This is a genomic window from Arthrobacter sp. MYb227, assembly GCF_002975435.1.
In the GTDB taxonomy this organism is placed as follows: domain Bacteria; phylum Actinomycetota; class Actinomycetes; order Actinomycetales; family Micrococcaceae; genus Paeniglutamicibacter.
In genome coordinates, this window is record NZ_PCPT01000002.1 from 591836 (window position 1) to 607001 (window position 15166).

Sequence of the window (15166 nt, forward strand, 5' to 3'; positions counted from 1 at the left end):
GTTTTGGAACGTAGCGCTAATTTGGGCTCCTACATTGCGGAGCCGATGAGCCGCGCCCAGTACCGGTTACACTCCCGCAGTGCCCTTGGCAGCGGCCCGGTTTTTCAGTGCTGCATTCTCGGCAGCTACCTTCTGTTTGTGCGTAATGCGCAAAGTTTGATGCCCGGGTTTACTACGTACCAGCACGTATCCGAGGCCCACGAGGGTAAACCAGATGGGGGGGTGAGCATCAGGGCCAGCCGCGTATCGTTTTACAAGCTCAGGGCCTACAAGTTCAACCCATAGAATCCAAGCACCACCCCATGGCATGAACGCACCGCCGGGAACTTTAAACTTACTTTCCTGGTGCAGCTGTGGGCGACGTCGGCGAAAGAAAATGTAGCTGATCAGGATGATTGACCACACAAACATGAAACACAGTGCCGAGATCGTGGTGACCATGGTGAATGCCTCGGAGACAGATCCACCTGCATAGTGCAGCACCACTGCTGCAAGTAAGAACATGCAGGAGAAGAGCAAAGCATTTGCCGGAACTTTGCTACGCGAAAGCTTGCCAAAAGTCATGGGTGCGTTTCCCTCCTGGGCTAGTCCGTAGACCATCCGGGAAGTTGAATAAATACTCGAGTTTGCACTTGAAACGGCGGAGGTCGAAACGACAAAGTCCACCATGCCAGCAGCCCCGGCCAATCCGGCAAGGGCGAACATCCCCAACATAGGGAGAATTCTCGGCATCGAACCGATCCCACGGCTGTACGGCCATCAAGATGACCAACGAACCTACATAGAAGAGCAATACACGGATCGGAATCGAATTAATGGCTTTGGGCAGCGACTTAGTTGGATCGGCCGTCTCGGCCGCGGTGGTTCCCCCAACTCAATGCCAACAAATGCGAAAACCGCAATCTGGAAACCGGCAATAAAACCTGCAGCCCCGGTGGGGAACCATCCGCCGTTATCCCACAAATTAGAGAACGCGGCCTGCGTTCCAGTGTGTTCAAAGCCGGTAAGGATCATGACCAAACCCATAATGATCAGCGCAACAATTGCCACGATTTTGATCAAGGAGAACCAGAGTTCGGTCTCACCAAATGCTTTCACAGAGGGGAAGTTCAACCCGACAAGCAACAAGATTGAGGCAAGCGCCGGAATCCACAACGCAAGATCTCCCCACCAGAAAGCAACGTGGTGGGCGATTGCAACAATATCCGCAACCCCGGTGACCACCCAGCCGAACCAATACCTCCAGCCCGTAAAGAACGCGGCCCAAGGACCTAGAAGATCTCCAGCGAAGTCAGAAAAGTTTTTCTATGCGAGATTGCTGAGCAATAATTCGCCCATAGCGCGCATCACGAAATACAGCATGAACCCAATGATCATATAGACAAATATCACAGAAGGACCGGCCGCCGAAATGGTTTTTCCGCTCCCCATGAATAATCCGGTACCGATGGCACAGCTCATGGCAATGGGCTGAATGCGGCGGTTCGTAAGCCCGCGTTGTAGGCGCGGAGAAGTGCTTTCCGCCGTGTTGTTTTCGGGCCTAAGGTCGAGCTTCCTGCTGACCGGCCATGCTCAGATGTCCACTCTGCGGCCCTACGATTTGGTGCACGCAAGGAACCGCCATGGCGGTTTCCTACGTAAAAGGAGGGGACGCCCGTGCTCGAAAGTCAATAACAACCCGTTCGACATACTGCGCTCGGGTGGAAGGTTTGGTCCCGAACTCGGTAGGCTATCTGATATGGCATTCCGTAACCGTCGCGCAGCTTCCCTTCCAGCCAAACTTTCGCGCTCCTGGCTGCTCGTCAACGCTTCCAAACCAGAAGACTTTGGACCGTCACTGGCCTCCGAAGCAGACTCCGTAATTTTCGATATGGAGGCAGCGGTCCCTGACGACAAAAAAGATCAGGCCCGCGACGCAGTAGTCGAAGCACTCTCCACCGGCATGACCGCATGGGTCCGCGTCAACGGAATCGACACCGATTTCTGGGCCAAGGACCTTGCCGCTCTTTCCAAGACTCCTGGCTTGCGCGGCATCATGCTTGCCATGACCGAAAAGCCCGAACAAGTCACCTACAGCGCCATGCGCCTGCAGGCAGGCACCCCGGTGCTTGCACTTGTTGAATCGGCCCTCGGTATCGAGAACGCAACGGCAATTGCCTCGGCCCCGGGCACCTTCCGTCTGGCCTTTGGCGTAAACGACTTCCGTAAGGACACCGGCGTTTCCGGTGACCCGCTGGCTCTCGCCTACGCTCGCGGCAAGCTCGTTGTTGCCTCACGTGTGGGTAAACTCCCCGGTGCCATCGATGGTCCACCGGCACCGGGTGCCGGACACGATGAAGTACTCGCAGACTCCGCTGTCACAGCATCCATGGGCATGACTGGAAAGCTGGCGCTCTCCCGTACCCAGGTCGATGAGATCAACATTGGACTCTCCCCGAGCACCGATGAGCTGGATTGGGCACACGACATGCTGGACGCACACGCTGCGGGAGCTACTGTTGGCGATGGGTCCTACCTGCCACGTCTTGCCCGTGCACAGAAGATCGCGGACCTTGCAGACTCTTACGGTCTGTGGAACGCTTAAATATTTTTTAGCAGAGGCATACTCCTTCGCTCCCTGAACAGGGCCGTATCTGCTTGTTTGTTTCAACACCCCGTGGAAACAAACAAGCGTGATGCGGCCCTGAGGTTTCTCTGCACCCCGTGGCTTGTTCCGATGCTGTGAGGCGAGGAGACTTGAACCGTGAGAGGCATTCAAGGAGCCAACGACCATGTCGAATCTGTATGAACGTTTTATTCTGCCAAAGTTGATCTCAGTATCCTGTGGAAACGCGGTGCTTGATCCGCTGCGCGACAAACTCTGCGCGGGGCTCTATGGAGAAGTAATCGAACTTGGCTTTGGTTCGGGAACCAATATTGTTCACTATCCAGCAGAGGTGAACCGCGTAGTGGGGATCGAACCTTCCGACTATGCTTGGAAACTTTCTACAACGCTTCGTCAGGGAGCCCGAACTAATATTGTGCGCGGTTCCCTAGATGGGCAAGTGCTGCGCGAGGCGGATGAAAGCTTTGATGGTGCACTGAGTGCCTTCACACTATGCAGCATCCCGAATCCACATGCGGCATTAATCGAATTGCGTAGGGTTCTCAAACCCGGTGGAACAGTACATTTTCTTGAACATGGGTTGGCTCCGAATGAGAATATCCGGCGGTGGCAACACCGCATTGAACCGGCACAAAAGTTCTTCGCCGGCGGCTGCCACCTGACCCGTTCTCACGACTCTCTGCTCACGGAGGCAGGGTTTCGGGTCACCGGGCTTCAGACGTTCTATCAGCCGGGAATATCACGCATCGAGGGGGCCTTGAGCTTGGGGACCGCGGTGCGCGACTAATACGCAAGGCACCGCAGCCCCCCAACTCAATGTGAACTAGCGATAGTTGACTTAGTTGCCCTCGTACTTGGCTACGAGTTCACGCTTGAGGATCTTCCCGGAAGGACCCAAGGGGAACTCTGAAAGAATCTCAACTATGCGTGGGAATTTGTAGGCGGCGAGTCGTGATTCGCCATAGGCGCTGATCTGTTCGCCGGTTAGCGTGCTTCCGGATACCAGAGTGACGGCTGCAGCGATTTCCTGACCGTGTTTTTCATCCGGAACTCCAAAGACGGCAACGTTGACGATGTCCGGGTGAGTGATCAGGGCTTCTTCGACCTCGCGCGGGTACACGTTGTAACCATTGCGCAGGATCATGTCCTTCTTGCGGTCAACAATTGTTAGATAATCATCTTCGTCCTTGGTTCCTAAATCTCCGGTGCGGAACCAACCATCGACTACTGCCTCTGCTGTGGCTTCGGGCCGGTTGAGGTAACCGGAGAAGAGCAGGTGGCCGCGGACCACCAGCTCGCCAAGTTCTCCACGCGGTAGCAATTCAATAGAATCGTGGAGTTCGGTACGGGCAATTTCAACTTCAACCCCCCAAATAGGTTGCCCAATGGTGCCGGGGCGTGGGGTCTGTCCCACGTGGTTAAAGCTGGCAACGGGTGAGGTTTCGGTGAGCCCGTAGCCCTCATGAATCAGGGCGCCAAAACGCGCGTTGAAGGCCTCCAAGACGGCTAGGGGGAGTGAGGCACCGCCGGAGACCGCGTAGCGCAGTTTGGGTGCTGGCTCGGTCCGCGTCTTTGCTGCCTCCAAGAGGCCCACATACATGGTGGGTACACCCACGAAAATCTGTACTCCCTCATCGATCAGTAGCGAGAGCGCAGCCTCACCGGAGAACTTGGGCATCAAGAGAATTTCTGCCCCGGCGCGCAGCCCCGCGTTGAGCACTACCGTCTGCCCAAAGGTGTGGAAGAGCGGCAGTCCACCAAAGATCCTGTCTCCCACCCGAATATCCAAGGTGTTGAGCAGGATGACGTTTACCTGCTCAACAAGGGCTAGGTGGGTGCCGAGGGCGCCCTTAGGCTTGCCTGTGGTGCCGGAGGTGTAAAGGATTGTTGCGATATCCAGTGGATTTCGTGGCAGATAGGTGTCAATGGGGGTTGCCGCCGCTGCGAGTTCTTCAATCCGAGGGTATTGGCCGGGCTCGGGTGCAAGGACGGTGATGATCGAGGCGCCGGCTGCTTGTGCTCCAGGTGCTCCCTCACCCAAAAGCGGAGCTGCGCAGATCATGAGCTTTACTTCGGCGTCCGAGAGCATGTATTCGATCTCGTGACGCTTGAGCAGTGCATGGATGGGCACTGCAATGGCGCCAAGAGAAAGTATTGCATAATAGACCCGGGCAAAATCTGTGACATTGGGAATCAACACAGCGACACGGTCGCCCTCGCCAATTCCTGCATCACGCAGGGCACCGGCATAGGCACGGGTCTGCTCCCAGAGTTCGCCGTAGCTGGTAGTTACTCCACCAAACGTGATTGCCGGGCGGTCTGTGTGCCGACGTGCCGACTCGGCAAGAATTGCGGCAACGGAAAGTGTGACATTGGCAAGCTGAGTGTTCACTGCGGCAACTCCAAGATTGGTATGAACTGGATCACACAGTCTTTCGTGACACTTGGGATCATGTCAAGAAACTCGGTGCCAGCGTGCGTTTGATTATTTGTCTCCGTCCGTCAGGATTGCCTCGGCTACCGGGAGCTGCCCATCGGAGTAGTTGATTGTCTTACCAATGGTTGCCGGCTGATCCAGCGTGGCAATGATGCTCAACGCGACATTGCCACGTGAGGTCTTCGAAGCCTCCGGGCCTGCGGCAGGATCTGAACTCGGGTTCAGTAGCCCGGTCGGTGCATCCAAGGTGAGTAGGCCGGGGCCAAGAATTGTGAAGTCAAGAGCGCTGGCGCGCAGGTACTGATCTGCTGCGATTTTGGCATCCATGTACGGGAAGAAGGAATCATCTTCTGGCACCAGAAATTGCGGACTCGCCGTCGCAAAGGAAACCATCACGTAGCGCTTGACCCCAGCTTTTTCGGCTGCGTCCATTGAGCGAATTGCAGCATCACGATCCACGGCATAGGTGCGTTCCGGAATGCCACCACCGGCACCGGCCGACCACACAATCGCATCACTTCCGGCAAATGCGGCCGCCATATCTTCGGTGCTGGCCGACTCAACGCTCAAGACCAGGGCGCTGGCACCGGTGCTTTCCACCGCCGCTACCTGAGCGGGGTTGCGAATAATTGAAGTGACCGAATCGCCGCGCTGGGCAAGAAGTTCGGCGGTGAGTATTGCTACCTTGCCGTGACCGCCAATGATCGTGACCTTCATGGGTGTTACCAGCCTTCGTGTGGAGGATTTGTGGAATTAGTCCATCAATAACGTCAAATGGTGAGTAAAGCCTGTTTAGCGCGCCGAGGTAATAGGTTGCGAGCCGGAAGCGCTCTTGGGGAGCGTACCACTGATATTTGTGACTTTCAGCGGAGTTTTGAGCAGTAAGAGTCCCATGCCTGCGCCCCACAAGGTAAGGATGTCGAAGGCTATCCGCTCGGAGGTGCCGAGCCCGAGTGGGTGAGTGGAGCCTGCGCCGAGTGCGAGAATGAACAGGGCAAAACCACTGACTGAAACAATCAAGCAGGTAAGGGTTAGCGCCTCGGCTCGGCGCGCCAAAGGGGCGCCTCGCAAAGCAAATAGCAGGCAGAACATTCCTGCCCACTGGATCACTGCCTGCAGTAGTGCAGCCGTGTTGTGCGCGTCCGGGTATTGATCCCAAGGTAAGGCGCCCACGAATGCGACAAGGATGCCGCCCAGGGCGATGAGCATCATGGCGATATGCCCTGATCGGCGGTTGGGCCACGCGTTCCAGAGCAGTACCGCACCTATTGCAAGTAGTAGGCCGTTGGCAAGGGTGGCACCGTTGGCTAAGACATGAGCGGGGGAGCAGATATACCGTTCAACCTGGGTTCCGGCATCGAAAACTCCGCAGCTAAGCACCCCCAAATCACTGATGAGGTTCGAGCTCCAGGAATAGGGTTGTGGCCACTTGGCCGCGGCGAGGAACTGCAGTGGAAAGGTCAGCAAGCAGAGGATCCAGCTCGCGGCACCCCATTGAACTCGTGTCATCAGCCGAGCCTATATTGGGTGTTCATAGAAGTTGCAAAGTATTTCAATTGCATGCTGACAGCGCCTTATACGAAAAGTTTGCCTCTTCGGGTGCAGGCAAGAAGGACTTCGTGCCCTGGCGCGCGACTCTGGCGCCAAGCGTGAAGACACGGTACGCACCGATTGAAGCTAAGCATCAATACATTCGGGCACTTTGAAAATGATCTGCACGCGAAGCTGAGCGAACCTATGAGCCTTGAACGAGGATTCCATCCTCATCGCTGTATAGGGTCGCACCGGGGGTGAACGTGACGCCCCCAAAGTTAACAATGATGTCTACTGCGCCCACCGAGTCCTTGGCGCTCTTGCGTGGGTTTGAGCCAAGAGCTTTGATACCGAGATTGGTCTGTGCAAGTGCCACGCGGTCACGGATGACACCGTTAATGACGACTCCTGCCCAGCCATTGGCTACTGCGGCGGCGGCGATCATGTCACCCATGAGTGCCGATTCCATCGAAGCAGCACCATCAACAACCAGAACGAAGCCAGCTCCGGGGGAGTTCAATAGGGATTTGACCAGCCCATTGTCGCGGTAGCAGCGCACCGTACGGATAGGGCCGGAGAATTTTGGGTGGGCACCGAAATTTGCCATTTGTAGGGAAACTGATTGCAGGGATTCATCTGCATCGAAGAGATCGCATGTAGTAAAGGTCATGGCAAAAGACTACGGTTTTCGGCTAGTCGAATGCATGGTGTTACGCGGTGTGCTCGCTCATGGGTAGCCGTGGCGACACCTAGTCCAGTAAAGATCTGCTGGTCAGTGAAAAGAGGCTGAGCACCGGCCAGCTGAAGATCTCCACCGAAGAGATCGAATTCGATCACATCGCATCGGGTCTTGACCGTCTGGAAGGTGGAGATGTTCGCGGGCGCTTGGTAGCAGTAACGCAGTAAGTGCTGTGTGAACTACTTGAAGAGGTTGCGGCTGGTACCAAGTGATTCGATCTCGGTTTCCAGCACATCACCGGGCTTCAACCAGGGGTGGCGGCCTTCCGCATTTCTCCGGCCCAGTGCTACACCTGCAGGGGTACCGGTGAGGATGACATCCCCGGGGCGTAGTTCATTGAATACCGAAAGGTAAGCAACCAACGCGGCTGGTGAAAATACTAGGTCAGCTGTGGAATCCTCTTGAACGATTTCACCGTTGACCCGTGTTGTAATCTTGGCACCGGGGGTGAAGTCATCGGCGGTGACCAACCATGGTCCCAACGGAGATGCGGCATCCCAGCACTTGCCCTGCGTCCATTCGCTGGTGCGGCCCTGGTAGCCACGCATTGAAACGTCGTTTGATACAGCGAATCCAGCAATGTGGTTTCCGGCATCCGATTCCGAAATACGACGCCCCGGTTTTCCGATGATGATTGCCAGTTCGCCTTCCCAATCGATGCGGTGATCCTCCGCAGGGATTTCAATTTCGTCGTTGGCGCCGGTCAATGATGAAGCAAATTTAGTAAAGACCGTCGGGAACTCGGGTTCCTGCTTGCCAACCTCGGCAATGTGGTTCCTGTAGTTAAGCCCAATGCAGTAGACCTTTGCAGGATTCAGGATTAGCGGGGCATATTCCGCACTGACCAAGGGAATCTGCTCACCAAAATCTAGGGCCGAATCCAACGAATCCATGCGGGCTTCCTCGGGTGCCCCCAAAAACGCGCCAAGATCATCAAAACCGGAGAGCTCATAGGCTGTATCTCCTTCGATGAGGGCGGCGAAAGTCATCTCGGGGGTGCCGGGGCGGCGCAATGTAGCAAGTTTCATGAATTCATCTCACCACAACTGCTTGGGAAGTGCAGTGTAAAAGACGTGAAGTCAGTGAGCGGAATCTTGTCCTTGGTGCGCTTCTTTAGAGCGCCTGAACTGTACGGCTAGGGGTACGCCGCAAGGCCCGTCCGGCCAAGGCCTCGGTGGGGTGGCGGTCTTTCAGTGCAAGTACTCCATTGACGAATACATAGTTGATTCCGGCCGCGGGTTCTTGGGGATCGCTGAATGATGACATATCCATAATGGAATCCGGATCAAAGATCACCAGGTCTGCGGCATAACCATCACGGATTTGGCCGCGTTCGGCCAGCTTGAGCCGGGCTGCTGGCCGACCGGTGAGGTGATGGATCATTTCCGGTAGCTCCATGACACCAAGGTCTCGCACATAGTGGGAAATAAAGCGCGGGAATGCACCAAAATCACTTGGGTGGGGTCGCAGGCTCTCAACTTTGCTGGCCGAACCTCCGGTATGCGTCCGATGCTTCATTAGCGCCACGAGATTCTCTTCGTTTCCGGGGTTGTGTAAAACCACGGTGGCCAACGAATCGGCACCCAGAATATTACAAAAAACGGTGAAGGGCTCAACACGTTGAATTCGAGCAATAGCAGCGATACTTTGATTGATCAGCACTCGTAGCTGGGTGTTTGCCACCGAGTAGATGGTGATGGTTTCCCAATCGATTGGCACACCATTGCAACCATCCGAGGATCCTAACTTCAGTTCGTGTTGGATTCTCTTGGCACGTTCTTCATCATCGATGTTGTAAAGAGTGTCATCGATACTTCCCTCCCGCGACCAGCTCGGCAAAAGTGAAACCAGCGGAATTGCGTTTGCAACATATGGATGGATATCTGTGCTCAGATCAATTCCTGACTCAAGTGAACTATCGAGCATCTGAATCAGTTCGCCAACGGCCACCGCTGAGGTGGGAATCTTTGGTGCGATGTGAGTTAGATGCAGGCTAACCGATGTTTTGGATGCGATATTGAGCAGCTCAGCATAGTTTTTTGTGGTGTCGGAGCCGAATGAAAGGGGCCCAGATGAATAGAAAGCACCATGTGTGGCGATCACCTCACATAGGGCTTCGAGCTCCCGGGTCTCCGGATATTCACCCGAGGAAAGCTCGAATCCCGAAGATATTCCGACGGCACCTTGTTCTAATGCTTCTTCGACCTGCTTTGCTAAGATTGCGATCTGTGACTCCGAAAGCCCGCCATTTTCTTCTCCTACCGTTAAGAAACGTAGGGTGCTGTGTGGCATGAGGAAAACTGTGTTAACTCCGACGCCTTCATCAAGGGTATTGAGTGAGTCCTGCACCGACGGAAATGAAGACTTTGAGTGGCCCAGCGTAGTTTTCCAGCCCTCAAGTAATTTGGGTGATGGAAAGAAACTCGATTTCTCAAGAGCTGCGTAGAATAGGCCGTCTTGCCCGAGTACCTCGGTTGTTACACCTTGAGTGATTTTTGGGAGGCACTTGGGTGATTTCATGAGTTGCAGGTCTGAGCCGCCGTGCATATCGATGAACCCGGGGCAGGTGATAAGTCCCGCGCCGTCAATTACGTGGGTGTTTTCTAAGTGATCGATGAACGAACCGGGTGGAAGAATCGACGTGATTTTACCGTGTTCAAGCACAATGTCGCCAAGATACTCGGGTCCACCGGTGCCATCAATGATTCGGGTGTGGGTGATGACGGTGGGCTGGGGCTGAGGTCGCACTGAAAGCCTGTTCGATAGGTGAAACTGTGAAAATCAGGACGGTGACGCAATTGCTGGCTCTGGTATTTTTTGCTGGATATTGGCCAAGCGCCGGAGCCCACACGGGCTTGGGCAAGGCTCTTGATCCGTGATCTTGTAGCTTCTCTATCGCCAACCGTAGTACTTACTTGAGCAAAGCGCAGTGGTGGCGGGGGACTCCCGGCCACCATGGTGCTGAACCACGAGGTTGTCTTGGTGTGCCTCTGATTGAAACCGTGCGCGCTGGCAAGGGCCGTGCTGAGCGTTGAAGTCCGGGATCCGGCCCACCTACTTGGAGGTGAGAAAATTGTCGCTTGATACGCAGAAATAGTTGGCATAGCCAACTCGCTATTTTCTGGCGGACGCGCGGTCGAAAAATATTCTTGTGAGTTCAGATCGCTAAAGTTCAGATCATGATATTGCGAAATGAAACCATTCGATATGGGATAGCTTTATGAATTCTTAGATGACCTGTATGGCGCCCGTTTGGCATCGATTGACGAAGTGCTTGGTACGAGTTTGAGCAAACAATATTCGTCCAATTTTTCGCGGGCTGAGGCACCCTTCTCAAGGGTGTTCTGAGTGCATCAAGGAGCGAGGAAGTTGGCTTCTGGTGCGCACTTGGTGGGGTGTCGGTGGAAGATCAAAATTTGTGCTGAGGCCCGTTTGCCGATGTGGGACTGCAGGCATTTTTGGGAACTGATTTGGTGAGCCTGCTGAAACAAAATATGCGTTGCGGAGAATGTGTAGTTTGCGCTGTCCGGATCGCTGTTTAGTAGGTGATCCGCATGTTTGCGCGGAAAGATTCGATACCCGTTTTCGTTGTGTGAGTTGAGTTACTCGAGTCTGCACCGTGAAGTGCCGCAAAGTCGGTCATAGTTGCAGGTGTTTTGCCGTTACTTTTGCCTCGATTGCTTGGCGTGGATCACAGGGAACAGTTCAGGTTCTGGCCCGTTTTAGCGTTGTTGTGCGATCGCCGGATCGCTATGTAAACGCTGGGGTTTCGGCGTGTTGCGCCTTGCCTCGATGGTGGAAGGTCGGCAAATATTCACAAAGTTTCTTGGAGTAATTCGTCACCATTATTATTGCCTTAGAAATCACTAGTGAGAGGCGTTATTGCATCAAAGTATGTCAATTACAAACTAATCACGATATCGAGTTTGAAGTGCTCTAAGGTGGATACGACACGCCCAAGCAGGCTATGTTAGGCAAGTATCCAAGATCGATTTCGGTCATGGAGAGCTAGCTACGTAACCCATGTGAAGCAGGTTTTGATGTGTTTGAATTTATTGGCGAAAGATATCGCCAAATATTGTTTGCCTCCTGGCAACACCTCTCTCTCGTTGTTCAGTGTCTAATCCTGGCAACGATCATCGCCGTGGGTATTGCTGCCCTGGTGTACCGCAGTAAATCTCTTTCTTCTTTGGCTAACGGCGTTTCAGCCATTGGTCTGACGGTTCCTTCATTTGCAGCCATCGGCCTTCTCATTGTGCCGTTCGGATTCGGTGTGACACCGACGGTCATTATCGTCACCTTTTTTGCCGCGTTGCCCATCATTCGCAACGCAATCGTCGGGCTCGCAGGAATCGAGCCATCAATCGTAGAGTCGGCCCGAGGTATCGGCATCAGTCGTATGCGCACCCTGGCCACCATCGAACTTCCCATGGCCTGGCCGGTCATCCTTTCAGGAATTCGCGTCTCGGCCCAGATGGTCATGGGCGTTGCAGCAGTTGCCGCCTACGCACTGGGCCCTGGCCTTGGCGGATTCATTTTCTCCGGACTATCGCGTTCCGGCGGTGCCAAAGCCTTCGAATCAGTGCTCGTCGGCGTGATTGGCGTAGTCATTTTGGCCTTCATTCTCGATCTCATCCTGGTCGGCATTGGCCGACTCACAACTCCGCGAGGTATCCGTGTCTGAGTCCAACGGCGCTATTACTGGCGCATCCATTCTGCTTGATGAAGTAACCAAGCAATACCCAGGTCAAACAAAGCCCGCAGTGGGCGGCTTGACCCTAGAAATCCCTGCCGGCAGCATCGTCATGTTCGTTGGTCCCTCGGGCTGTGGCAAGACCACCACCCTGAAGATGATCAACCGCCTGATCGAGCCCAGCAGCGGCAAAATTGTGATCAATGGTGAAGACGTCACCAAGATGGATGGCGATACCTTGCGCCGGCGCATCGGTTACGTGATCCAGGCCGGCGGGCTCTTCCCACACATGACAGTTGCCGCGAATATTGCAATCGTTCCCAAGATGCTTGGCTGGGACAAGGCAAAGATCGCAGCGCGCGTTGATGAACTGCTAGAGCTTGTCTCGTTGGATCCGAGCGTCTACCGCGATCGTTACCCCAAGGAGCTCTCCGGCGGACAACAGCAGCGTGTAGGCGTGGCCCGCGCACTTGCTGCCGACCCACCGGTACTGCTCATGGATGAGCCGTTCGGTGCTGTTGACCCGATCACTCGCCAGCGACTGCAGGACGAACTGCTCAACATTCAGTCCGAGGTGCAAAAGACAATCGTCATGGTCACCCACGACTTCGATGAGGCAGTGAAGCTCGGCGACTGGATTGCAGTCTTCGATGAAGGCGCACAGCTGGTCCAGTACGATTCCCCGGAACGCGTGCTGGCCAACCCCGCCAACGAATTTGTTGAAAACTTCATTGGTTCCGGTGCCGGGCTCAAGCAGCTCACATTGACCCGCGTCAACCAGGTCAAGCTTAACGAAGCTGTCACCGCATTGCCCGGCGAACTCGCCAGTGACGTGCTCTCCCGCGTACAGGGTGCCGGAGAATCACTGGCAGTCATTCTTGATAAGCGCCGCCGCCCCATCCGCCGACTGACCCGCCGCCAGCTTTCTCGCTTGCAGGTCATCGATGACACCATTGATGACTCAATGCCGGTGGTTGGTAACCAGGCGACACTCAATGACGCACTTGACACCATGCTGGTGGCAAGCTCGGAAACAGCCGTTGTTACCGGGCGCCGCGATACGTTCTTGGGCGTGATCAATGTGAAGACCATTATGGAAGCCATCTCCGCTGCACACGCTGCAGCAGCCGAATCTGAGGGTGATGCACCCGTTGGATTGAACTCCGGTGCCATTCCGTCAATATCCGTTGAAAGCGTTATCGCTGCCAACGGCCAAGGCGGAGGGGGCGCGGAAGATAAGCTGGAAAGCGTGGAGGACTTACGATGAGTTCCACTGCTGCAACTACCGAACTAGCCCAGGATAAGGTTCCGACGCTGCGGGTCGAACACCCCTGGCGCGCCCTCTGGCTACAACTTGGTGGCATTGGGCTTGCCTTCCTAGCCTTGGTGATTTGGCTGAACAATGCAGATCTCACCGAAACCGAACGCATGACTCTAGCCCCGGGTGTCCTGTGGGGATACACGATTGAACATGTCCGGCTGACCCTGGTGGCGGCACTCATCGTGCTGATCATCGCCATGCCACTGGGTATCCTACTTACCCGACCTTCAATGCGTCGATACAGCGGACCGGTCATGGCAATTGCCAACGTCGGCCAGGCTGCTCCGGCCATCGGCCTGATTGTCATCTTGGCATTTTGGCTGGGCTTTGGTTTCTGGGCAGCCATCGGTTCCTTGGTTGCCTACGCAATCTTGCCGGTACTGACCAACACCATGGTGGGCCTGAACCAGGTTGATGAACGGCTTGTTGAAGCCGGTCGCGGTATGGGAATGAGTTCCTGGGCGGTGCTTTTCAAGGTTGAACTGCCCTTGGCGGTTCCGGTAATGCTCTCCGGTATCCGCACCGCATTGGTGCTTCTTGTAGGTACCGCCACGCTGGCCGTTTTCATTAACGGCGGTGGACTTGGAATTCTGATCACCACTGGTGTGAACCTGAGCCTGACCACGGTACTGATCTTCGGATCCCTGCTAGTTGCATTGCTGGCGTTGCTCATTGACTGGATTGGCCGAGCCATTGAACAGCTTGCCCGTCCGAAAGGACTCTAGAGATGCGATTAGGAAAACGTTTCAAAACAACCGCGTTGCTAGCCATTGCGGGCCTGGCGCTGACCGGGTGTGGGCTGGCCTCGGCCACAGCCTACGTGCCGCCTGCCGGTCCCGGGAGCATTCAACAGCTTCCTGACCTGCCGGATAACGCGACAATGACCATTACGTCCAAGAACTACACCGAACAGTTGGTGCTTGGAAAGATTGCTGTGCTTGCCGGGCAAGCCGCCGGGTTTAAGGTAGTTGACCTCACCAACGTGCCAGGCTCCCAGCCCGCACGTGAACTGCTGAAATCCGGTCAGGCGTCCATGATGTGGGAATACACGGGCACCGCATGGATGACCTACTTGGGTCATGAAGACGGCATTTCCGATCAGCAAGAAATGTGGGAAAAGGTCAAGGCGCAAGATGCCGGCAATGGTGTTGTGTGGGGCCAGCGTGCTCCGCTAAATAATACCTATGCCATGGCGGTGCGTTCCGAAGCACTGTCAGATTTGGGAAATATCACCAAGCTTTCCCAGCTCAAGGATCTCCCATCCAAGGACCTGACCTTCTGTGTGGATGCGGAGTTCAACTCGCGCTCCGATGGGCTAAACCCCATGCTAGAGCTCTACGGGCTCAAGCGTGGTTCGGCAGATTCGGTTCCGGACTCAAACGTTGGTCTTTATGACACGGGTGCCATCTACAGCGCCACCGATGCCGGAGCCTGTAACTTCGGTGAAGTTTTCACCACCGATGGTCGTATCAAGGCATTGGATTTGACGGTGCTGGAAGATGACCTCGGATACTTCCCTGCATATAACGTCGTTCCTGTCTTCAACGGAAAATTCCTTGAAGAGAACCCGGGAATCGAAAAGGTCTTTGCCGAGATTTCCCCATTGTTGACCGATGAGGAAATGCAGTCAATGAACCTCCAAGTTGATGTCTACGGTGAGGAACCTGCACAGGTTGCCTTTGACTGGATGGTCGCGCAGGGCTTTATTTCAAAGCCGTAAGCGTTACTCAGCGATGTTCAAGGGGCGGGTTGTGGTTTCATGTGAAACCACAACCCGCCCCTTAATCGTTTCGGTGGGATTGCCAGGTCGCGACGCACCCCATAGCTTTGAGACAAGA

The 15166-nt window shown here is 55.0% G+C and carries 12 protein-coding genes and 1 pseudogene; 6 read left to right on the forward strand and 7 right to left on the reverse strand.

Going from position 1 to position 15166, the window contains the following annotated elements; translation table 11 throughout:
• Window positions 1-66: 66 nt before the first annotated feature.
• Window positions 67-1476, reverse strand: a pseudogene (locus CQ018_RS06605) (amino acid permease).
• 262 nt (window positions 1477-1738) lie between these two features.
• Between CQ018_RS06605 and CQ018_RS06610 the strand changes: the two are divergent.
• Window positions 1739-2584 carry a CoA ester lyase gene (locus CQ018_RS06610; protein WP_105549181.1) on the forward strand — a complete coding sequence of 282 codons (846 nt, stop codon included), beginning with the start codon at window positions 1739-1741 and terminating at the stop codon, window positions 2582-2584.
• A gap of 187 nt (window positions 2585-2771) precedes the next feature.
• Complete coding sequence (locus tag CQ018_RS06615; RefSeq protein ID WP_105549182.1) at window positions 2772-3392, forward strand: class I SAM-dependent methyltransferase; 621 nt, start codon at window positions 2772-2774, stop codon at window positions 3390-3392.
• Window positions 3393-3443: 51 nt separating this feature from the next.
• Here the strand turns inward: CQ018_RS06615 and CQ018_RS06620 are convergent, their stop codons facing one another.
• The 6 genes from CQ018_RS06620 to CQ018_RS06645 form a co-directional block, all read right to left on the reverse strand.
• Window positions 3444-4997 carry a long-chain fatty acid--CoA ligase gene (locus tag CQ018_RS06620; RefSeq protein WP_105549183.1) on the reverse strand — a complete coding sequence of 518 codons (1554 nt, stop codon included), beginning with the start codon at window positions 4995-4997 and terminating at the stop codon, window positions 3444-3446.
• 93 nt (window positions 4998-5090) lie between these two features.
• Window positions 5091-5759 carry an SDR family oxidoreductase gene (locus CQ018_RS06625; protein WP_105549184.1) on the reverse strand — a complete coding sequence of 223 codons (669 nt, stop codon included), beginning with the start codon at window positions 5757-5759 and terminating at the stop codon, window positions 5091-5093.
• A 75-nt stretch (window positions 5760-5834) separates the two neighbouring features.
• Window positions 5835-6551 carry a DUF998 domain-containing protein gene (locus tag CQ018_RS06630; RefSeq protein WP_105549185.1) on the reverse strand — a complete coding sequence of 239 codons (717 nt, stop codon included), beginning with the start codon at window positions 6549-6551 and terminating at the stop codon, window positions 5835-5837.
• 226 nt (window positions 6552-6777) lie between these two features.
• Complete coding sequence (gene rraA / locus CQ018_RS06635) at window positions 6778-7245, reverse strand: ribonuclease E activity regulator RraA (RefSeq protein WP_105549186.1); 468 nt, start codon at window positions 7243-7245, stop codon at window positions 6778-6780.
• Window positions 7246-7493: 248 nt separating this feature from the next.
• Window positions 7494-8342, reverse strand: coding sequence for a fumarylacetoacetate hydrolase family protein (locus CQ018_RS06640; RefSeq protein ID WP_105549187.1), 849 nt, complete (start codon window positions 8340-8342; stop codon window positions 7494-7496).
• Between the two features lie 85 nt (window positions 8343-8427).
• Window positions 8428-10062, reverse strand: a complete 1635-nt coding sequence (locus CQ018_RS06645) for an amidohydrolase family protein (RefSeq protein WP_105549188.1) — start codon at window positions 10060-10062, stop codon at window positions 8428-8430.
• Between the two features lie 1294 nt (window positions 10063-11356).
• On the opposite strand from CQ018_RS06645, the gene CQ018_RS06650 reads away from it, so the two are divergent.
• From CQ018_RS06650 to CQ018_RS06665, 4 genes are read left to right on the forward strand one after another with little or no spacing between them, the layout of a single operon-like run.
• Window positions 11357-11998: an ABC transporter permease gene (locus CQ018_RS06650; protein ID WP_105549189.1), complete on the forward strand. Its 642-nt coding sequence runs from the start codon at window positions 11357-11359 to the stop codon at window positions 11996-11998.
• On the forward strand, window positions 11991-13274 hold the full coding sequence (locus CQ018_RS06655) for an ABC transporter ATP-binding protein (RefSeq protein ID WP_105549190.1): 1284 nt from the start codon (window positions 11991-11993) through the stop codon (window positions 13272-13274). The genes CQ018_RS06650 and CQ018_RS06655 overlap by 8 nt, the downstream gene beginning before the upstream one ends.
• The gene (locus tag CQ018_RS06660; protein WP_105549191.1) at window positions 13271-14053 is read left to right on the forward strand and encodes an ABC transporter permease; all 783 of its coding nucleotides are present in this window, start codon (window positions 13271-13273) and stop codon (window positions 14051-14053) included. Before CQ018_RS06655 ends, CQ018_RS06660 begins: the two co-directional genes overlap by 4 nt.
• A gap of 2 nt (window positions 14054-14055) precedes the next feature.
• On the forward strand, window positions 14056-15048 hold the full coding sequence (locus CQ018_RS06665; protein ID WP_105549192.1) for a glycine betaine ABC transporter substrate-binding protein: 993 nt from the start codon (window positions 14056-14058) through the stop codon (window positions 15046-15048).
• Window positions 15049-15166 lie beyond the last annotated feature (118 nt).

Excerpts from the sequence above, each read along its gene's own strand:
- CQ018_RS06615 (WP_105549182.1), top strand. The coding sequence starts at position 2,772 with ATGTCGAATCTGTATGAACGTTTTATTCTGCCAAAGTTGATCTCAGTA.
- CQ018_RS06610 (WP_105549181.1), top strand. The coding sequence starts at position 1,739 with ATGGCATTCCGTAACCGTCGCGCAGCTTCCCTTCCAGCCAAACTTTCG.
- CQ018_RS06640 (WP_105549187.1), bottom strand. The coding sequence starts at position 8,342 with ATGAAACTTGCTACATTGCGCCGCCCCGGCACCCCCGAGATGACTTTC.
- rraA (WP_105549186.1), bottom strand. The coding sequence starts at position 7,245 with ATGACCTTTACTACATGCGATCTCTTCGATGCAGATGAATCCCTGCAA.
- CQ018_RS06625 (WP_105549184.1), bottom strand. The coding sequence starts at position 5,759 with ATGAAGGTCACGATCATTGGCGGTCACGGCAAGGTAGCAATACTCACC.
- CQ018_RS06630 (WP_105549185.1), bottom strand. The coding sequence starts at position 6,551 with ATGACACGAGTTCAATGGGGTGCCGCGAGCTGGATCCTCTGCTTGCTG.
- CQ018_RS06660 (WP_105549191.1), top strand. The coding sequence starts at position 13,271 with ATGAGTTCCACTGCTGCAACTACCGAACTAGCCCAGGATAAGGTTCCG.
- CQ018_RS06665 (WP_105549192.1), top strand. The coding sequence starts at position 14,056 with ATGCGATTAGGAAAACGTTTCAAAACAACCGCGTTGCTAGCCATTGCG.